The 19142-nt window shown below is 52.5% G+C and carries 17 protein-coding genes; 6 read left to right on the top strand and 11 right to left on the bottom strand.

From position 1 onward, the window contains the following. Window positions 1-185: 185 nt before the first annotated feature. On the bottom strand, window positions 186-1046 hold the full coding sequence (locus IQ268_RS26400) for an LPS biosynthesis glycosyltransferase (protein WP_193885478.1): 861 nt from the start codon (window positions 1044-1046) through the stop codon (window positions 186-188). 232 nt (window positions 1047-1278) lie between these two features. On the opposite strand from IQ268_RS26400, the gene IQ268_RS26395 reads away from it, so the two are divergent. Both IQ268_RS26395 and IQ268_RS26390 read left to right on the top strand, forming a co-directional pair. Beyond that, window positions 1279-2595: an FAD-binding oxidoreductase gene (locus IQ268_RS26395; protein ID WP_193885476.1), complete on the top strand. Its 1317-nt coding sequence runs from the start codon at window positions 1279-1281 to the stop codon at window positions 2593-2595. 2 nt (window positions 2596-2597) lie between these two features. Then, window positions 2598-3971 (top strand): (Fe-S)-binding protein, encoded by a 1374-nt coding sequence (locus IQ268_RS26390; protein WP_193885474.1) that lies wholly within the window; start codon window positions 2598-2600, stop codon window positions 3969-3971. Window positions 3972-4024: 53 nt separating this feature from the next. Here IQ268_RS26390 and IQ268_RS26385 read toward each other — a convergent pair whose 3' ends face one another. The 5 genes from IQ268_RS26385 to IQ268_RS26365 form a co-directional block, all read right to left on the bottom strand. Beyond that, the gene (locus tag IQ268_RS26385; protein WP_193885472.1) at window positions 4025-4318 is read right to left on the bottom strand and encodes a hypothetical protein; all 294 of its coding nucleotides are present in this window, start codon (window positions 4316-4318) and stop codon (window positions 4025-4027) included. A gap of 361 nt (window positions 4319-4679) precedes the next feature. Continuing rightward, on the bottom strand, window positions 4680-5402 hold the full coding sequence (locus tag IQ268_RS26380; protein WP_193885470.1) for a PEP-CTERM sorting domain-containing protein: 723 nt from the start codon (window positions 5400-5402) through the stop codon (window positions 4680-4682). A gap of 227 nt (window positions 5403-5629) precedes the next feature. Continuing rightward, entirely contained in the window at window positions 5630-6292 is a 663-nt protein-coding gene (nblB, locus tag IQ268_RS26375) for a phycobilisome degradation protein NblB (RefSeq protein WP_193885468.1), read from the bottom strand. A gap of 183 nt (window positions 6293-6475) precedes the next feature. Next, window positions 6476-6940: a CBS domain-containing protein gene (locus IQ268_RS26370; protein WP_193885466.1), complete on the bottom strand. Its 465-nt coding sequence runs from the start codon at window positions 6938-6940 to the stop codon at window positions 6476-6478. A gap of 129 nt (window positions 6941-7069) precedes the next feature. Continuing rightward, a complete protein-coding gene (locus tag IQ268_RS26365; RefSeq protein ID WP_193885464.1) occupies window positions 7070-8110 on the bottom strand; it encodes a M42 family metallopeptidase in 1041 nt (346 codons plus the stop codon). Window positions 8111-8445: 335 nt separating this feature from the next. Between IQ268_RS26365 and IQ268_RS26360 the strand changes: the two genes are divergently transcribed. After that, window positions 8446-9819 carry a CRTAC1 family protein gene (locus IQ268_RS26360; RefSeq protein WP_193885462.1) on the top strand — a complete coding sequence of 458 codons (1374 nt, stop codon included), beginning with the start codon at window positions 8446-8448 and terminating at the stop codon, window positions 9817-9819. Window positions 9820-10061: 242 nt separating this feature from the next. Further along, a complete protein-coding gene (locus IQ268_RS26355; RefSeq protein WP_193885460.1) occupies window positions 10062-10712 on the top strand; it encodes a fasciclin domain-containing protein in 651 nt (216 codons plus the stop codon). Window positions 10713-10811: 99 nt separating this feature from the next. Here the strand turns inward: IQ268_RS26355 and recF are convergent, their stop codons facing one another. The 3 genes from recF to IQ268_RS26340 form a co-directional block, all read right to left on the bottom strand. Next, on the bottom strand, window positions 10812-11939 hold the full coding sequence (recF, locus tag IQ268_RS26350; RefSeq protein WP_193885458.1) for a DNA replication/repair protein RecF: 1128 nt from the start codon (window positions 11937-11939) through the stop codon (window positions 10812-10814). A 184-nt stretch (window positions 11940-12123) separates the two neighbouring features. Then, the gene (locus IQ268_RS26345) at window positions 12124-15012 is read right to left on the bottom strand and encodes a cation-translocating P-type ATPase (protein WP_193885456.1); all 2889 of its coding nucleotides are present in this window, start codon (window positions 15010-15012) and stop codon (window positions 12124-12126) included. A 101-nt stretch (window positions 15013-15113) separates the two neighbouring features. After that, window positions 15114-15461 carry an S-layer homology domain-containing protein gene (locus IQ268_RS26340; RefSeq protein WP_193885454.1) on the bottom strand — a complete coding sequence of 116 codons (348 nt, stop codon included), beginning with the start codon at window positions 15459-15461 and terminating at the stop codon, window positions 15114-15116. 264 nt (window positions 15462-15725) lie between these two features. Here IQ268_RS26340 and IQ268_RS26335 point away from each other — a divergent pair, with 264 nt between their 5' ends. Then, entirely contained in the window at window positions 15726-17009 is a 1284-nt protein-coding gene (locus tag IQ268_RS26335; RefSeq protein WP_193885452.1) for a Glu/Leu/Phe/Val dehydrogenase, read from the top strand. A 106-nt stretch (window positions 17010-17115) separates the two neighbouring features. Here IQ268_RS26335 and aroH read toward each other — a convergent pair whose 3' ends face one another. Continuing rightward, window positions 17116-17508 (bottom strand): chorismate mutase, encoded by a 393-nt coding sequence (aroH, locus tag IQ268_RS26330; protein ID WP_193885450.1) that lies wholly within the window; start codon window positions 17506-17508, stop codon window positions 17116-17118. 309 nt (window positions 17509-17817) lie between these two features. Further along, on the bottom strand, window positions 17818-18639 hold the full coding sequence (sppA, locus tag IQ268_RS26325; protein WP_193885448.1) for a signal peptide peptidase SppA: 822 nt from the start codon (window positions 18637-18639) through the stop codon (window positions 17818-17820). A 163-nt stretch (window positions 18640-18802) separates the two neighbouring features. On the opposite strand from sppA, the gene IQ268_RS26320 reads away from it, so the two are divergent. Then, a partial coding sequence (locus tag IQ268_RS26320; RefSeq protein ID WP_193885446.1) for a DMT family transporter occupies window positions 18803-19142 on the top strand: 340 nt, incomplete at its 3' end.

The raw sequence follows: 19142 nt of genomic DNA, 5'->3' as shown, positions 1-19142 counted from the left end.
CAACCTGAAACTCTCTGCTACATTATTTCAGTTCCACTGCTGATGGTCATTTACAGAGAGAAAGATCCACTGAAGTTTTTCGCAACCAAACCAGGAGAGTAGACGCGAATCTATCCACTTTCTATGTTTGGAGTTGCTTAAATGTCTTGCCATCAGCAATCGATTTAAAGAGCAGATTGAAGGGATTAAAGGGTTGACGTTAGCTGCCGACGAATCGCAAACTGGAGCAGTTTCAGCGGAACGCTGGACTGGCGTAATACTTTAACCCGCAGAAACTTGCCGCTCATTAGTCGAGCGATGCCTTTACACCGGGCTTGAAGCCTGACCCATCGCAACTGAAGCTGTGGATAGGTTGCATCTGTGGCATAGGCGGGACGCAACAAGAGGCGATCGCACAACACATCCGCCCGATGAGCGGCACTTAACCCATGCTGCCGATGCTCAGGATTAGGCTTGCCCCCATGCTCGCCATAATTGCGAAAGGGAATGTAGTTTTTAAGCCCGTGCGATCGCAAAAATTTATCGACTCCCGAATCCCAGGCAGAGTAACGGGTTTCTCCTACCTGTTGGCGAGTGGTTTCAGCCAGAGCCAGCAGCGCTTCAGCGCCACGCGGTGCCACAATGTAGGCCACCATTGAGGTGGAATATCCCTCGGCATAGCCTTCCGCAGACACGCTATAAATTTGGGGAGCGCAGGTATACAGCCAGGTAATTCCCATGTCGGGTTGGGTGGCCTTAAACGGCAGGGGTAACGCGCCAAAGCCAACCACAGGAACGAAATCTGCTTCGACGATAAGCGTCAGTTGCTGGGTTTGCAGAGCGCGTTTCCAGGCCGATTGGTGATTCAGTAAACAGAGATAGCTGGGCGAAAAATCGCGGTAGTCTGGCTGATGCTGTTGCCGCAAAACTTCAACGGGTAGCCCTTCATTGGCGATCGCCTTCTCCAGCAATTCAGTAGATTCTTGATACGCCAGAATAAAGACTTGACCAATGCAGGTGGCCAGTTGAGCCGAAGAAAAGGGCGGTTCAGCCTTGTTTAAAGTCATGGCAGTCATTCAAGAAACAACGCGATCGGATCGGGTTAAACGGCTTCCCGTGTTTTGTCTGGAGGGTTTGTAGAAATCTCTATCAAACTTATTCCAGTACAAGCCGTTTGTCCCTGGTGGTGCCAGTGCAACCCGAGACTCTTCCAGAATTCCCAAATTCGTCGGCAGAACCCGATCTAAAGCTTCTGGGTGTGGGATCATAGTTCCACATGGTCAATGAAGTGGAGATCGCATGGGTGTCATTGCCTCGCAGTTGGCACAGATTGTTGGCACAGAGGGGGTGGGCAATTGGGAGACGGTAGAACCAAGGGTACGATCGCAACTGTCCCATGCGATCGCGTCTGATAGCCAACTGGACTGTGTCGTATATCCCAGCTCACCATCAGAACTGGCTGAGGTGCTGGCGTGCGCCCACCAGAATGACTGGGCGGTTTTACCCTATGGCAACGGTAGCAAACTTCACTGGGGCGGGTTGGCTGCCAATATTGGACTGGGGGTGAGTACGGCTCGACTCGATCGCCTGATCGAACACGCCATCGGCGATCTGACGGTGACGGTAGAAGCAGGAATGCCGTTTTCTACCCTGCAAGCCACCCTGGCAGCAGCCGGACAGTTTTTGGCGATCGACCCTGTATATACCGACAGCGCTACGGTGGGGGGGGTCGTCGCCACGGCAGATACCGGATCGCTGCGCCAGCGCTATGGTGGCGTTCGTGACATGGTCATTGGTCTCTCGTTTGTCCGAGCGGATGGCGCGATCGCCAAGGCGGGCGGGCGCGTTGTCAAAAACGTAGCTGGTTATGACCTGATGAAGTTATTCACTGGGTCGTGGGGCACATTGGGTATCATTAGCCAGCTCTCGTTGCGGGTGTATCCCTTGCCAGACACGTCTCAAACCGTGGTTCTGCAAGGTTCAGTAGAGGCGATCGCCAAAGCAACTCACACCGTGTTAGCGTCTGGACTCAGTCCAACGGCGGTAGACTTAACAGCCCCTCAAACGAGCGAGCGATTGGGCATAGGCACCGACCTGACCCTCATTAGCCGCTTTCAGGGGTTGGATGTTGGCATCAAAGAACAGACCGCACAACTGTTGCAGGTGGGGCAAGCGTTAGACTTAAAGAGATCGGTGTATGCCGGGGCAGATGAAACCAATCTATGGCAACGATTACAACACCAACTAGCATCAAACACCATTGATGCCGCAATCACCTGTAAAATAGGAGTATTACCCGCACAAGCGGCACAGTCTCTTAGCCAAATTGCTGCTCTCATTCCTTCAATTGAAACGGGTTTGATTCATGCGGCAAGTGGATTAGGAGTGCTGCGGTTTAGCCATCAACACATCACTATTGAAACGCTGCTAGAGATTCGCAACCTATGTCAATCTCAAGGCGGATTTCTCTCCATTTTAGAAGCGCCGATTTCGCTCAAACACCAGTTAGATACCTGGGGATATGCTGGCAATGCGATCGGTTTAATGCAAAAGATTAAGCAGCAGTTTGACCCGAAACAACTCTTAAGTCCAAAGCGGTTTATTGACTCTATTTAAACATGCAAACGTCAGAAAATTCGAGTTCGTTATCTGCCGATTTGGCTAAAATGGATAGCGCTCAGTTTCCAGGGTTCGATGCCCATCATCCTCCTGACCCGAAACTCATTGATGCCTGCGTTCATTGTGGGTTTTGTCTATCAACTTGCCCCAGCTACCGGGTCATTGGCAAAGAAACCGATTCTCCCAGAGGGCGCATTTACTTAATGGATGCGGTGAACGAGCAGGATGCTCCATTGTCTGAGACGACTGTGCAGCACTTCGATTCCTGTTTGGGCTGTCTGGCTTGCGTCACGGCCTGTCCGTCCGGTGTGCAGTACGACCAGTTGCTCACAGCCGTTCGTCCGCAGATCGAACGCAACTATTCTCGCAGTGTGGGCGATCGCCTCTTTCGCCAAATCATCTTTTCGTTATTTCCCCACCCCGATCGTCTGCGGCTGCTGTTAGCACCGCTGCTGCTCTATCAAAAGCTGGGCGGCTCCCTATTGGTTCGATCGTCAGGACTGCTCAAGCGCCTTTCGCCACGGCTGGCGGCAATGGAGTCGTTGTTGCCTGAAGTGACGGTTAAATCATTTCAAGATACCTTACCCGATATTGTCCCGGCGCAGGGCAAACAGCGGTATCGGGTTGGGATGATCCTGGGTTGTGTCCAGCGCCTGTTCTTTACAGAGGTCAACGAAGCAACGGCTCGCGTTCTTGCCGCTAACGGCTGTGAAGTGGTGATTCCTAAAATGCAGGGCTGTTGTGCGGCCTTGCCCTATCACCAAGGGCAGGAAGCCCACGCTCAGATGCTGGCAAGGCAAATGATTGATAGCTTTGCAGAGACGGATGTGGATGCCATCATCATCAACGCCGCTGGATGTGGGCATACACTGAAGGACTACGGGCACCTTTTGCAGGACGATCTGGAGTATCGCGATCGAGCCAGGGCATTTTCTAACAAAGTGAAGGACGTGCAGGAGTTTCTAGCCGCAGTTGGGCTAACCGCTCCCCTGCATCCGCTGCACGATCAGCCGCTGACCATCGTTTATCAGGATGCTTGCCATCTGCTGCACGGCCAGAAAATTAGCTTACAGCCTCGTCAATTGCTGCGGCAAATTCCAGGTGTTTCCCTGCGAGAACCCGTTGATGCGGCTTTGTGCTGTGGCAGTGCCGGGGTGTACAACATGCTGCAACCTGAGGTAGCCGAGGAACTGGGGCAGCAGAAGGTTACCAATCTCCTGAACACCGGAGCTACGTTGATTGCTTCTGCCAATCCGGGGTGTTCCATTCAAATTGAGAAACACCTGAGATCGAGAGGGCAGGCTGTCTCGGTTGTGCATCCGATTAAGCTCCTGGATGACTCTATTCGAGGCGTGAAGCTGGTTTCATCCTGAAGGATTGAACTACGGCCTTTCAAAGAGCAGGTGATGCGTCGGTGATGCATCACCTACTGGCGATCGCTGCTGTGGCGGATCGAGTGAGACGTTGCGTCTTGAGTCCGGCCAGTTCGGAAGTCTGTCCACACGCGATAGTGATTTTGCTGTGCTGAAACCGTGACAACGGTGCCAATACCTTGATAGGACAGAGCCGAAGCAACAGCAAGGGCGTGACTGCGACGATGTTTCCTGAATGATCGATGCAGTTTATAAAGCCCATCTCTGGTCGTCATACCGGTGTGGAGCGAGCCACGGGCAATGAAACAGAACTGGTGAATGCAATCTTCGGTGATTACCGCAAGCATGATAGCCGCATCCTTGATCTTAATAGTTATTTATCATTGTCCTATTCTGACGTTTGCGTCCTCAGGTATTGAACCCAAAGCCTAAGAATGCGTGTTACATCTTTTACTCATGCTACTACGGAATTTCACTGCCGCTCAGGCTCAAAAGCAGTACTTTTTATTAGACTTTGTTTGCGATCCCGTTGTTTCCGATACATCAGCAATTACGTAAGAAAATTGCTCCTGTTTCGATTCAGAGTGTTGGTTGAGCGGTCAGGATGCTCTGTCTTAGAGGCAAAGAGCGATCGCCTCCAGGCCGACATCCAGCAAAAAAACGGCTGGCATCTAAGAGGCCAACCGTTGTGATCGGGAAATGTAGAAATTAGCCAGCCTGCTGGCGATCGCGTCTCCGCCGAGAGACAACTAATCCGGCTGCGGCCATTCCTAAACCAGCCATGGCTGCCGGTTCGGGAACGGATTCGGGAGCTTCGGGCGTTTTGGCTTTGGCCGTCACGATGAAATCATTGAAGTCACAATCGCCGTTGGGTGTGCTGCCGGTTGCAGCACATGCCTTTTTGTCGTAGCGATCGCCGATATCTTCAAACCGAATTAGAGTTCCACCCATGCTGTACAAATCGCCGCTGAAGATGGCCTGGTTGTAAGCTGTAGGCGGTTTATAAGAGGTATTGAACGCTGTTGTGGAATAGACGTAGCTAGCTGGAACATCCCTGGCACCCGCAGGTCTGCTCAACGCCAGGGTGTAGGTTTTACCGGCTGTAAAGCTAAAGGAAGACGTACATACAGGGACGGTGCTGCCGCCACAAAGCGCTTCCCAATCGTTTGCGGTTGAATCGTATCCAGGTTTTTTCTCGCCAAACAGCAAGGAGAAAGAACCGGTGACTGGGGTGGAACCGTTAACTTCCATGATGCCCAGGCTCGACTGATACTTGCCGTGAGACTCCAGGAAGTTAAAGTCAACCACCGTCGTTTGGTCAAAGCGAATACCGCTCGTGTCGAAGGAAAAGCTAAATGCTTGTGCTGGTGCAGCTAGCCCAGCCATAAGCGAGATGGCCGCTGTTGTAAAGAGTGATGCCCAGAGGTTCATCGATGTGTTCCGTTGAAAGGGAGTGCAGAGGTGATTAAGAGAATTCCGCAAACCAGGAAAACACCGTTACGGAGGCTTTTAAGGTGCTACCTAGACTGGAGTAACTTAAAGGTGTATGAAAAACTACCAACCTTTGCTCTCAATTTACACACATACACAGCGATGCTGCCAGTAGCAGCACGGTCGTTTACACAGTCTTTAAAATCATGCCTGCAATCACTAAAAAGCTATGAACTCAGATGATGCTTGGCCTCTTCTGCTACGGCAGCCGTCTCGTCTTGTGCCAGAGCTTCGAGGGCTGCACGCACTTCCTGTCCCTCAAAGTGGCTCAGTGCTTGCACTAAGCGGTAGCGAATTTGCCAATCACTATGAGAAATGTAGGGCAACAGCAGCGGAACAGCGTGGGGATTCCCCAACTCGCCCAACGACCCGATCGCCGCTGTTTTTACGAGCTCGTTGTCAGAGTTCAATGCGGCTTCCAGCAGTTCAAACGATCGCTCGTCTCCCAGTTCTCCCAGAGCCGCAATGATGCTAAATTGCACCAGCCATTCTGAGGTCTGGTGGTAGAGGTGCTGTAAGTCGTCGAACGCTTCGGTCAGCTTGAGCGCACCCAGGGAATCGGCAGCGGCGGCCTGTACATCTGGCTCTGGGTCTTCTAGCAGGCAGCGACGCAACACCTCTAGGGCAACAGACGAATTGTGTTGACCGATCGATGACATTTGGCTGACTGCGGCATAGCGAACGCGGGCACTTTTATCAGCGATCGCCTGTCGAATCAGTGGAAACCCGTCCTCTGGCGTCAGTTGACGGATTTGATTGACGGCACTGAGCCGCTGACCAAAATCCTCTGAATTCAAGCGTTGTTGAACCGATTCAGGAGTAACACTCATGTCTTATCTCGTCTTTATAAAGAAGTGACTGATAGAAACAAAAGGGATGTTGTCAAGCCGGAATAGAACTGCTCAAAACCAGCTCAAAACTTGAGTACTAAAGCAAACGGGCTTCAGCTACTCACAGAGGTCTTGGGTATCCACACGGCTCTGCCCATCCCTCAGACCAAAGGTGGGCACTGTTTAGTCTTGATTGGCAGCCATGAAGCGGATGATGTCCCCGCGTGTGAGGATACCAACGAGCGTCCCGTTTTGATCCAGAACGGGTAAGCGATGAATTTGGCGATCGTGCATTAAGTGGGCAGCATCCCGCAGCGGTTTGTCGGGCTTCACGGTGATTGGATCTTTGGTCATTGCCTCTTTAACGGTTTGACCCAACGCTTTGTGAAGTTCTCGATCGTATTTGGCTGGATTCTCCAGATAAATAACGCTATCTAGCAGCATGATGTAGGCCGGAGGGGTAACTCCGGTTTCCTGCCACATCAAGTCGGTTTCCGAAATCACTCCAACCAACTTGTCGTTTTGGTCAACCACAGGTAACCCGCTGATCCGCCGCTCGGCAAGAATTTTGATCGCTTCTCCAAGTGGAGTGTCAGGGCTGACCGTGACCAGATCGCGGCTCATGACGTCAGCAACAGTAGTGGGCATATAATACTTAGTCTTTTTATGATTTCACGAAGTCTCTAGGGTTCATTGTAGGGAATTGAGGGGGGCAACCGGAATGGGTTCACAGGTTGTTACACGGAGTGGAGGGCGAAACGAATCGGGGGTTGCGGGTTACGGCTGACAAAAGGCATACAGCACTTTGATGCAGTTCGCGATCGCCCCCAGGTGGGCAATCTCATAGCCGTGGGTGTTTTGGGTAGGGAAGCTGAGGCAGGCGGCGCGAGGAACGTGACCAAATTTCATGGCGATCGAGGCATCGCTGCCGAAGCCGCTAATGGTAGCAAACTGAAGCGGCAGGTTTTCACGAGTGGCGGCTTGTCGAATCTGCTGGTTCAGCGTTTCGTCGTACAGGCCGTAGCTGTCTTGGGACAGCAAAACCGGAGAGCAGCCATCCTGGACGGGATACTCCGCAGAAAGCGGACAAATCTCTAGCGCAATTAAAGCGTCTAGCCGCTGGCGTTGGCTGAAATAGAGTGCGCCGATCGCCCCCACTTCTTCTTTGGCCGATGCCACTAAATAGGTATCCACGTTTGCTTCGGGCAGCCGCTCGGCCAGAGCCAGCAAAATGGCGATCGAGGCTTTATTGTCGAGGGTGTAGCTGGCGATGTGATCCTTCAACCGAAACGGACGCTTGCGGTGTTTGCCAACTACCATGCGCGTTCCGGGTCGAATGCCCGCTGCTTCTAGCTCCGCTGTCGAACACTTCGTCTCTACCCAGGTGTCTTCCCACCGCAGCGGCTTGTCATCTTGCTGTGCTTTTTGGGGCGATTCGTGAGAAACGTGACGAGAGCCAAAGCTCAGAATGCCGCTGATAGTTTGCTGGTCGCCTAGCAGATCGACAACCCCTTCTCCATACACCCACGGAAACGCGCCGCCCAATTTGCGAACCTGCACCTGTCCATCTTCTTCTACCGATTTGACAATGCCGCCGATCTCATCTTTGTGGGCAGTAATGGCGATCGCTTTACCCGGTTCGCGTCCTGGAATTTTGGCGATGGCGTTGCCTGCTTCATCAAACCAGCAGTTTACCCCCAGGGCTTGAAACCGCCGCTGCAACCATTCATCGATTTCAGATTCGGCACCGCTTGGCGAATGGTGTAAGACCAGTTCTTCAATGGTTTCAAACAGGCGATCGTACTCTGACAAGGGCATGACGGGTGCAAGGGCTGCAAAACTAGATTCAGTGAATCTATCCCCATTCGGGACTTATGTCGATGCTATCGTGTTGCAACCCTGCTTGACTGCCCACCAACGGCCACAGCAATTTGACCTGAACTTCAACCCCTATTCTTGGTACTGGCTGCACTAGGGAGAAAGACCGCGTGATGCTACGCTACTAGCATTCTGCCTCACCTAGCGTCATGCAGACGGCCACGCTGAACGTGTTTGATTCCCAATCACGCTAGAAACAACCGGGTTGGTTTAGCATCGCGCCTTGACGATGGGCTGCAATCCGTTGGCTCTCATCTACCACTAACTGATTCAGTATGTTTATTGACAAAAGTGTTCTCCTCTCCGACAACCCAAAGCAATTGAATTACGGAATAGCCGTGATAGATGTGGATGGAGACGGAGCGTTTGAGCTATTTGTCAGCGGATTTGGCAGCCGCAATTTGGTGTTGAAATGGCAAGACAACTGCTTTGTCAATCTAGCAGATGATGTCTTGGCGGATGATGTGAGCCAGTCGATTGGTGTTGCGGGTGGCGACTTGGATGGAGACGGGCGGGAAGAGATTTATGTGCTCAATACCGACACCTTTTCTGGACGTAAACGGTTTGGCGATCGCTTGTTCGATTGGCAGAACGATGCCTGGAAAGACCTGTTTAGCTTGCCGCAAAATCAGGATGCCCTCAACTTAACCGCAGGGCGATCGGTGGTGTGGGTCGATCGCACTGGACAGGGACGCTATGGCTGTTTGGTGGCAAACTACGGTGGCCCCATGCGGCTGTTTGAGCTAAACGCTGACGGCATGTTAGCCGACATGGCACCTGCTGCCGGATTGAATCTGAGTACGGGAGGCCGAGGGCTGATTGCGTTGCCGCTCGTTTCAACCCGCATGGACATCGTGGCCGTTAACGAAAATAGCGCCAACTTTCTGTTTCGCAACCAGGGGGATGGCACCTTTGCCGAAATTGCGGCGATCGCTGAAATGAGCGATCCGTATCAGCATGGTCGTGGCATTGCTGTGCTGGATGCCAACGACGACGGGCGGTTTGATCTGGTCTACGGCAACTGGGAAGGCCCCCATCGACTATTTGTGCAGCAGCAACCGGGAAAATTTCGAAATGTGGCACCGCCTGCGTTAGCGATTCCGTCGCGCATTCGGACGGTGATTGTGGCCGATTTTGACAATGACGGCTACGAAGAGCTGTTTTTCAATAACATCGGTCAGCCCAATCGCTTGTTTGGCTGGCGCGATGGTACCTGGTCGCCGATCAACATTGGCGATGCTCTGGAACCGAATGGACTGGGAACAGGCGCGGCGGTTGGCGATTTTAATCACGATGGCCGCCTGGAACTGGTTATTGCTCATGGTGAATCCGCCGCGCAACCGCTATCGCTCTATCATTCTGCGGCAAACGATCATGCCTGGTTGCGAGTGCTACCGTTAACGCCTGCGGGTGCGCCTGCCCGGGGAGCGGTAGTCACGCTGACCGCTGGAGATCGAACCCAGATTCGAGCGATCGATGCCGGAAGTGGTTATCTCTGCCAGATGGAGCCGGTAGCTCATTTTGGGTTAGGTACCCAGCAGACCATTGACGGAGTTGAAGTGCGCTGGCTGGATGGTAAAACCACTCGCCTTAGGGCACCCGCCGCCAACCAACTGTTGCGAGTTCCCCATCCCAACACATCGGCCTGACGGAAGTTGCCCTAACCTGTGCAGGGGCGACCGCCTGGGAACAGGCTTGACAACTGACCGATCGGTCTATTTTGACTAGGGATAAGCATTCGTTAATGAAAAGTTAATACTTGATAACAAAATTTATGATTTAACTCAACCTCTATCTCTAGGTCGAGTGTTCTCCCTGAGCTAATGTCTTAACTTTTGTGAAGAACACACGATTGTTGGTCACGCCAACACACAGAAGCAAAGGGGAATCCATGAAACGTTCAACTCAGATTTCTAAAAAAGTTTTGGCAGGTCTATTGGGGTTAGGTGCTAGCGTCACGTTGGCCGCTTGTGAAACGCCCGACACCACCACCACTGCTCCTGCGGGCGATGCGCCGATTACGACCGAAAGTCCTGCTACGGTTGGTACCAGCCCGGCTCCCGCTACTGATGCCAGCAACAACGTTGTAGCCGTTGCCCAAAGCGACGAGTCCTTCAGCACGCTCGCTCAAGCCATCGAAGCTGCTGGCTTAACCGAGACGTTGTCTCAAGATGGACCTTACACTGTGTTTGCACCCACCAACGAAGCGTTTGCCGCTCTGCCTGAAGGCGTTCTGGACGCGCTGTTGTTGCCAGAGAATCAGGACGTTCTGACCCAAGTTTTGTCTTACCATGTGGTGCCTCAAGAGGTAACCTCCGATCAAATTACACCGGGCGAAGTTGCCACCGTTGAAGGCGAGTCGATCAACGTTCAGGTCGATCAGGCTTCTGGTGATGTGATGGTCAACGAAGCGATGGTCGTTGAGCCAGATGTCGTTGCTAGCAACGGTGTGATCCACGCAATCGACCAGGTGATTTTGCCTCCTAACCTCGATTTAGCGCAGCTGCAAGGCGCTGGAACTGAGGGCACTGGCACTTACTAAGCCCGGTTCACGATACTCTCCTCTCCATTGGTTCCCCCAGGTGAATCAGTGAGGCTTTGAAAAGCAGGCATGTTGCCTGCTTTTTTGTGGTTAATGACATCAAAATTTGATATGCCCTGATTCAACAGTAAGAATCTGAGAGGATTTGAGCCATTGGGTATCAAACGCTCCTAAATGGGTCGTTGTAATCAAGGTTTGGAACCGATCTTGGATAGTTTCTAAGAGTTTGTTTTGGCGGTTCAGATCCAGTTCTGCTAGTACATCATCCAGCAGCAGCAGCGGCGGTTCCCCAATCACCAACTCGATCAGCTTTAGCTCGGCCAATTTGATCGATAAAACCAGAGTGCGTTGCTGACCCTGTGAGCCGTACTGCCGCGCTGGAGTTTGGTTGATGATGAATTCAATTTCATCCCGGTGCGGGCCTACTAGCGTGGTGCCCTGATGCTGTTCTGCGATCGCCCGTTGTCCCAGTTTGTCTAAAAAGGCTTGCTGCACTACGGCGGAGTCATCCTGTTCTAGCGGTACGTTAGGGGCATATTTTACGTCCAATAGTTCGGTATGGTTGCTAATCGCCTGGTGCCACGATTGAGCTAAGGGTGCCAGTCGGTCTAGCACTCTGGCACGCCGTCGAATGACCCTCGCCCCGATCGCCGCCAGTTGGCTATCCCAGACGGCTAGTTCGGCGAGGTCAATCTGCGGCTCGGCACCCGAACTGGAGGCATTTTGCTGTCGCAACAGCGCATTTCGCTGTCGTAACACTGTGTTGTATTGCTGCAAGATGTAGGCATAGATCGGTTCCAGTTGGGTCAGCAGGGTATCAATCCAATTGCGGCGCTGTCCAGGGCCACCCCGCACCAGTTCCAGATCGAGGCTAGAGAACTGAACCGCATTCATTACGCCCAAGAAATCGAGCTGCCGCCGCAGGGTTTCACTGTTGAGCGCTACTGTGCGCCGTCCTGTGTTGCGTAGCGTAATTCCCAGGTCGGTAATGCCTGTCTCTCGTTGCAGGGTTGCCACAATTTGTCCGGCGGTTTCACCATCCAGCACTAGCTCTCGATCGCGCATGGCTCGGTGCGATCGCAGTGTGGCCAACAACTCTACCGCTTCTAGCAGGTTCGATTTTCCCTGAGCATTGTCTCCAACCAAAATGGTTTTGGGAGCTAAAAAATCAACCTGCTGCTCCCGATAATTGCGAAACTGCCGGAGGTGAAGGGTTTTGAGATACATAAACAGGACAACGGCAGAAAGGCAATGAATGCCGATGGGTAGATAAAACGAGCTAGAACGGTGATAGACCTATCTTGAATTCCTAGCCTCTCCGCTCTCTTTCCCATCTTCTCCTATTGCCTCAATCTTGTCTTTTATCTGGAGCTATTTGGGGCTATCTGGAGCTATTTGGGGCTATCTGGGGCTATCTGGAGCGATCGCGCCTTACTCGACGACTGGCATACGCCCGAACAAACAGCTTTTCTAGCTCAACCCAAACAAACATCAACAGACTAAAGCCAATACAGATGCCGATCTCCATTGGACTCAAATAATGAGTGCCAAAGAAATTGCGAAGCGGCGCAACATAAACCAGCATGAGCTGAAGCACGGTGGTTAGCCCAACCGCAATTAGAATAAACGGATTGGAGAACGGATTTAACTCAATCGTTAATCGCGTGTTGGAGCGGATCGCCATCGCGTGCCCCATTTGCGCTAAACACAGCGTGGTAAATACCATTGTTTTCCAGCGTTCAGGATTTCCTGGCGTGCTGGCGGTGTAATAGTACGACCACACCATCAGAGCGATCGCAATGATGGCTAAAACAATTCCAATTCGAACCATATACAGCCCCAAACCGCGAGCAAAAATATTCTCTTTGGGGTTATGGGGCGGACGGTTCATAACGTTAGGTTCTGCTGGTTCCATAGCCAGCGCCAGAGCAGGCAACCCATCGGTTACCAGGTTCATCCACAAAATTTGCAGCGGCGTTAAGGGCACTCCACTCGCAGGTAAAAGCAGCGGAGAAGCGGCGATCGTCAGCACCTCACCAATGTTTGACCCCAAAATGTACTTAATGAAGCGGCGGATATTGGTGTAAACCACGCGTCCTTCTTCCACAGCGGCCACAATGGTGGTGAAGTTGTCGTCCTGCAACACCATGTCGCTGGCTTCTTTGCTAACATCGGTGCCCGTAATTCCCATTGCAATGCCAATATCAGCCTGCTTTAGTGCCGGGGCATCGTTAACCCCGTCGCCTGTCATCGCTACAATCTTGCCACGATGCTGCAAAGCTTGCACAATTCGCAGTTTATGTTCTGGCGCGACACGGGCGTAAATGCTGACGCGATCGACATGGTGTTCCAGTTCGGCTAGGCTCAATTTTTCTAACTCCTGACCTGTTAGCACCACGTCACCTGGCTCCGCAATCCCTAAATTCTCGGCGATCGCCCTGGCGGTGAGCTGATGGTCGCCCGTAATCATCACTGGTCGAATTCCGGCCATACGGCAACGAGCCACTGCATCTCGCACCTCCGAGCGGGGCGCGTCAAACATATCAACCAGCCCCAGCCAGATCAAGTTCTGTTCAGTGCTGGCATCCGTTTCATCGGCTGAAATCAGCTCCAAAGGACGGTAAGCAAACCCCAGAACCCGTAATCCCTGCGCGGCAAGCTGGTTATTCTTTGCCAGAATGCGATCGCGGCGATCGTCCGTTAATGCTTCAACGTCAGTGCCCACCAAAACGTGAGTGGCGGCGGCTAAAACAATTTCAGCCGACCCTTTGCAGAATAACAACGAGGCCGTATCTGCTAAAACCGAGGGCAGTTCAGCGTTTGGGTTAGCGCGATCGTTGGCCACAATCACGCTCATGCGCTTTCGTTCCGACGAAAACGGAATTTCGTTGAGGCGAGGCAGTTGGTTGTCCCAGGTATCCTTCTGCAATCCAGCCTTACCCGCGACGACGAGAAGCGCTCCTTCGGTGGGGTCGCCCAAAATGGCCCAATTTCCCTGCTCCTTTTGCAAAACGGAATCGTTGCAGATAACACAGGCCAGCAGCAGGGCTTGCAGTTCTGGCTGCTGGGCCGGCGAGATTGGCTGGTTGCTGTGGAAAAACTGGCCTTCTGGCGTGTATCCCTCGCCCGTAACACGCAGCGATATTGACTCGGTGTGGACAGACTGCACCACCATTTTGTTCTGGGTCAGTGTTCCGGTTTTGTCGGAACAGATGGTAGTCACTGAACCCAGAGTTTCCACCGCCGGTAATTTGCGAATTAAGGCATGGCGACGCACCATCCGTTGAGTGCCCAGCGCCAGCGTCACGGTGATCACGGCAGGCAAGCCTTCGGGCACCACCGCGACTGCCATACTCAGCGAGACTTCCAGCAGCTCTCTCAAATTGCCAACGCCAACGGTGATCAGTCCGCTGAGAACCACGATCGCCACCAGCGCTAGCGCCCCATACACTAGCGCTTTGCTGAGTTGATCCATCCGTTGCTGTAGCGGTGTGGGTTCCGATTCAACCGATTGCAGCATCGTGGCAATTTTGCCTAGCTCCGTTCGCATTCCTGTATTGCACACCAGGACAGTGCCGCGCCCCTGCACCACCTCCGTGCCCTGAAACACCAGGTTGACGCGATCGCCCAGGGCAGTATCTTCGGGCAACTGAAGCTTGACCTGCTTTTCAACCGCGTGAGCCTCGCCCGTTAACGCGGCTTCCCGAATTTGTAGATTGGCGGCCTCTAGCAATCGCCCATCGGCGGCAACTTGCATTCCGGCTTCCAGAAGCATGATGTCTCCTGGCACCAATTCCTTTGCCTCTACCTCGCGCACGCTGCCCTCGCGCAGTATCCGCACCTTGGGTGCAGAGAGGCTTTTTAGGGCAGCCAGCGCTTTTTCGGCTCGGCTCTCTTGCACGTATCCTAAAATGCCGTTCAAAATGACGATCGCCAGAATAGCCACCGTGTCTTTAAACGGAATATCGGCTTCTGCGATCGTTCCATCTTGCAAATCCAGCAGATCTAACACCCCTGAAATGATGGCTACCGCAATCAGCAGCAGCAGCATGATGTTTTTGAACTGGTCAAGCAAGATGGCAAACGAGGTTCGTCCGTCTGTTGTTTCTAACTCGTTTAACCCATACTGCTGCTGGCGCTCTGCCACCTGGGGCTGAGTTAACCCAGTTTGGCGATCGCTCTGAAGCAGGTCTAAGGCTTGGTCAGGGTCAAGGGTTTGCCAGGGTAGAGCTGGATTGGGTGGAGCATGAACCATGACTGAGTAAGTGGCAAGTGGAACGAAGGTTAGCACTAGAATCATAGTGCTTGATGCTGCTGACAGAACAACCTGACCAAGCCCCGAGTCGAATCGTCAAAGTAGAAGCAGCCCGGTGCGAATGTTACTCAGTCGATCGCGTCAGGTTAATAGCCGCTGACAATGCCGCTATAGAACAGGCGAGTCACGGCTTCATACGCCCAATGGTCGGTAGGAACATCCGAAAAGGCTGGCTCAAAATTGGCGATCGGCGTTTGGTAAACGGTGCCCAGCGGCAGCGGAGCCTGATCTCGCGTCACGGTGACATTGCCTGGGGGCACCTGCGTCACAGTTGGGGCAGAAGGGCTGGTGAACCGGGGCAGATCAGAGTTGCTGGGTGTGTCATTGGTTGGCGCTGTTGGCTGAGCCTGAGCCGCAAAGCTAAGACTAACGCTCAGCAGTGGGGCGATCGCCAAACCCCACCAGAACCCGTTGCGAATCAATCGAATGGTCATGAAAACCTCTGGTAGCTCTAATCTTCAAACAGTGGGATCACTCCCCTGCTGCTTAAAATGACGCCAGTTCGTCGTCAACGGTGCCAACTGGTCCGCTGACGTTCCTTCCCTTGGCTCTCTTTGCTGCAAATCACCCTACCCAATTGCGTACTTTCTTGTAGAACCGTAGTTTTTGCTACATTCTTCTGGGGATCATAACAACAGCCGGATCAGTCAAGTCGCCGTTCACTTCAGTCGGAGCTACCCCTGATCCCAGAAACGACTATGCTCGACTCCTTATTGTCTGATGCTAATCAGCGTTTAGAGAAAGCGTTGCGCTATGTAACGCTGTGTGAGGATGCGATCGAACGCCTCAAATATCCGAAGGCCAGCCTCACCGTCTCGATTCCAGTTCGCCTGGATGATGGCTCGCTCAGAATGTTTCAGGGCTATCGCGTCCGCTATGACGATAGTCGCGGCCCCACCAAAGGCGGCGTTCGGTTTCATCCCAATGTGACGCTAGACGAAGTTCAGTCGCTGGCATTCTGGATGACGTTTAAGTGTGCTGCACTCAGCCTGCCGTTTGGTGGTGCGAAAGGGGGAATCACGCTGAATCCCAAAGAGCTGTCTAAGTTTGAACTGGAGCGGTTGAGCCGAGGCTACATTGATGCGATCGCCGATTTCATTGGCCCTGATGTGGATATCCCCGCTCCAGATGTTTACACCAACCCGATGATCATGGGCTGGATGATGGATCAATACAGCACCATTCGCCGTCAGATTACGCCGGGGGTAGTTACGGGTAAGCCCATCACAATGGGTGGCAGCCTTGGGCGCGAAACGGCAACGGCAATGGGGGCTTTCTTCGTCATGCAAGCTATTCTGCCCCGGTTTGGATTGCCTCCGGCAGGAACTACTGTCGCCGTTCAGGGATTTGGCAATGCGGGTGCGGTCATTGCCGAACTGCTCTACCGGGCCGGGTACAAAGTAGTTGCGGTGAGCGATTCCCAGGGCGCTATCTACGCCAGTCAGGGGTTAGATATTCCCAGCATTCGCCAGTTCAAAGAATCGAGCCGTGGAATTAAAGCCGTTTACTGCCAGGGCACCGTCTGCAACATCATTGAGCATGAAGTACTCACCAACGCTGAACTGCTGACCCTGAATGTAGATGTGCTGATACCAGCGGCGCTCGAAAATCAAATTACTGCCGCCAACGCCAACGATATCAAGGCAAAGTACATTTTTGAAGTAGCAAATGGCCCCATTACCTCTGAAGCGGATCAACTGCTAGAAGCGAAGGGAATCCATGTCTTTCCAGACATTCTGGTTAATGCGGGTGGCGTTACAGTGAGCTATTTCGAGTGGGTACAAAATCGCAACGGGTTGTACTGGTCGCTAGAAGAAGTAAACCGCCGTTTAGAAGCGAAAATGACCGAAGAAACGGAAAAAATTTGGGCGATCGCGCAAGAGTTGACGATCTCCATGCGAACAGCGGCTTACGTTCATGCGCTCAATCGCCTGGGTGAAGCGATTAGAGCGAAAGGGACACGCGATTACTATGTGAACTGATTATATGAACTGAATCATGTGAACTGATCACACCGACCGGCACTCTTGCCGGTTGTTCAACCTTTACGATCCGCTGCTGGTTGATGGGGACGCGCGCTTCGCGTCCCTACGGCGAAAACGGTGCTGTAGCAATACTCCAATCGGGTCTTAACGCCTTGGCCTGCCTCAGATAAGGGTGATGAATGGCGGTCAGCGGTTCGAGCGTGTTGATTTGAATCAAACACCGAATGCACCGCTCCAAACTTCCTTCAACGTGCATTTGCTGCACATCCAAAAGCGGCACGTTTTGCCAATGGGGACGTTCACGGGCGATCGCCGCCGGAAAAACAGCATCCAGGTCACGAGTCACTGAAAACGTGGCGCTAACAATGTCATCCGGGTCGATGGGGTTCAGCGACTCTAGAGCATCCAGTAGCTCTGTGACCGCCTCTCGAATGGCTTCTACCGAATTTTCTGAGGCAGTAGTCGCCCCTCGAATTGCCCGAACTTTCCAACCCACGTTAACAGTCCTCCATTCAAATTAAATGGTTTGATGATTGAGTATTGAGCCTGAAGCTGAGCCTGCATTGCTCTCTCAGTGTTCACTACTCAACCCTATTACTATCGAGTTTTTATATTAAGTGTTGAACGTTTGAAGTTTAGACCGAGATTAGCATTGTCGTGCGTACAACATGCGTTCCCCATCACTAAACTTCTTGAATGAATGCGGGTTAGCGCCAGATATCAACTTTATATATTGCAAAATTACGTTGCGAAAGTTGACATCTGGCGGAGTGCGATCGTGAACCAGCGGCAAAAGGGCAACACCTTAAGGACGATACATCCACAGCGGTAAACCGCTGGTCGATAGTTCAAATTCCAGCCATTCTGCTCCGGCAAACAAGCCAGCCGCCACTTGTCCACGTCCCGGCAAGAGTCGGCTCAACAGCCCTTTACGCTCTTCCAGGGTGTAGCATTGCGTTTTCTCTGGATCAAGCCCCACCAGTTCAGCCGCCCACCGACGAGCATCATCTTCGGTGCCGAGGCGATCGACCACTCCCAGCGTTAGGGCTTGCTCTCCGGTGAAAATACGCCCATCGGCAAAGCTTTTAACGGTATCAAGCGGCAAATTTCTGCCCTCGGCCACCGTCCGAACAAACTGTAGATAGCTGGTGTCAATCAGCTCTTGCAGAATGTCTTGTTCTGGGTCGGTCAGTTCCCGGTCAAATGCCAGGATGTCTTTATAGGGGCCTGATTTAACGACCTTGAACGAAACCCCGACTTTATCGAGCAATCGCTCTAAGTTGTTGCCCCGCAAAATGACACCAATGCTACCGGTAATCGTGCCTGGATTCGCCATAATGTGGCTGGCTCCCATGCCGATGTAAACGCCACCCGATGCCGAAATATTGCCAAAACTGGCAACGATCTTGATCTTTTCTTGCAAACGCTTTAACGCACTGTAAATCTCTTGGGAATCAACGACCGTTCCCCCCGGACTGTCGATTCGGAGCAACAAGGCCGGGAATTTCTTCTCTTCTACTTCTTTCAGAGCGTCTAAAACACGCTTTCGAGTCGATGTGCCAATCGCTCCTGAAACTTCAATTCGAGCAATCTGTTTACGAAACCGAGGCTTAAACGGCCAAACCATGGAAAGTCAATAATGAAGGTAATCAAGAATTGTTAATGAGGCTGAATTCTAGTGTGCCTTATCTAAAGCGCACTTGGCCGAAAGTTTGGCGCTGAATTTCTGAGAAAAAACTTAATACAACTACATAATTGATTAAAATTGAGAGAAACGCCGAGCGAAGGTTATGCAGCTTAAAGTCGCCGAATCCAAACTACCGTTTGCCCCGTTGTTGCTAATTGCTCCTTTCTTCTTGTGGGGCACCGCTATGGTGGCGATGAAAGGGACGATTCCTCAAACGACACCGCTATTTATGGCGGGGATAAGGCTGGTTCCTGCTGGCTTATTAATTTTGCTAGTTGCTCTGTTTACCGATCGCAAACAGCCCCAGGGCTGGCGAGCCTGGTTGTGGATCGCTCTGTTTGGCTTGGTGGATGGTGCTTTGTTTCAGGCATTTCTGGCGGAGGGGTTAGTTCGCACTGGGGCGGGGCTAGGGTCAGTCATGATCGATTCGCAGCCACTAGCGG

The sequence above is a fragment of the Oculatella sp. LEGE 06141 genome (assembly GCF_015207605.1).
Classification (GTDB): Bacteria; Cyanobacteriota; Cyanobacteriia; order Elainellales; family Elainellaceae; genus Oculatella.
This window is presented reverse-complemented; position numbering and strand designations above follow the sequence as displayed.

Coding starts and splice junctions, on each gene's coding strand:
- nblB (WP_193885468.1), bottom strand. CDS start 6,292: ATGAGTGTTACTCCTGAATCGGTTCAACAACGCTTGAATTCAGAGGAT.
- sppA (WP_193885448.1), bottom strand. CDS start 18,639: ATGGTTTGGCCGTTTAAGCCTCGGTTTCGTAAACAGATTGCTCGAATT.
- IQ268_RS26385 (WP_193885472.1), bottom strand. CDS start 4,318: ATGCTTGCGGTAATCACCGAAGATTGCATTCACCAGTTCTGTTTCATT.
- IQ268_RS26365 (WP_193885464.1), bottom strand. CDS start 8,110: ATGCCCTTGTCAGAGTACGATCGCCTGTTTGAAACCATTGAAGAACTG.
- IQ268_RS26390 (WP_193885474.1), top strand. CDS start 2,598: ATGCAAACGTCAGAAAATTCGAGTTCGTTATCTGCCGATTTGGCTAAA.
- IQ268_RS26395 (WP_193885476.1), top strand. CDS start 1,279: ATGGGTGTCATTGCCTCGCAGTTGGCACAGATTGTTGGCACAGAGGGG.
- IQ268_RS26380 (WP_193885470.1), bottom strand. CDS start 5,402: ATGAACCTCTGGGCATCACTCTTTACAACAGCGGCCATCTCGCTTATG.
- IQ268_RS26360 (WP_193885462.1), top strand. CDS start 8,446: ATGTTTATTGACAAAAGTGTTCTCCTCTCCGACAACCCAAAGCAATTG.
- recF (WP_193885458.1), bottom strand. CDS start 11,939: ATGTATCTCAAAACCCTTCACCTCCGGCAGTTTCGCAATTATCGGGAG.
- IQ268_RS26345 (WP_193885456.1), bottom strand. CDS start 15,012: ATGATTCTAGTGCTAACCTTCGTTCCACTTGCCACTTACTCAGTCATG.
- IQ268_RS26370 (WP_193885466.1), bottom strand. CDS start 6,940: ATGCCCACTACTGTTGCTGACGTCATGAGCCGCGATCTGGTCACGGTC.
- IQ268_RS26335 (WP_193885452.1), top strand. CDS start 15,726: ATGCTCGACTCCTTATTGTCTGATGCTAATCAGCGTTTAGAGAAAGCG.
- IQ268_RS26340 (WP_193885454.1), bottom strand. CDS start 15,461: ATGACCATTCGATTGATTCGCAACGGGTTCTGGTGGGGTTTGGCGATC.
- IQ268_RS26355 (WP_193885460.1), top strand. CDS start 10,062: ATGAAACGTTCAACTCAGATTTCTAAAAAAGTTTTGGCAGGTCTATTG.
- IQ268_RS26400 (WP_193885478.1), bottom strand. CDS start 1,046: ATGACTTTAAACAAGGCTGAACCGCCCTTTTCTTCGGCTCAACTGGCC.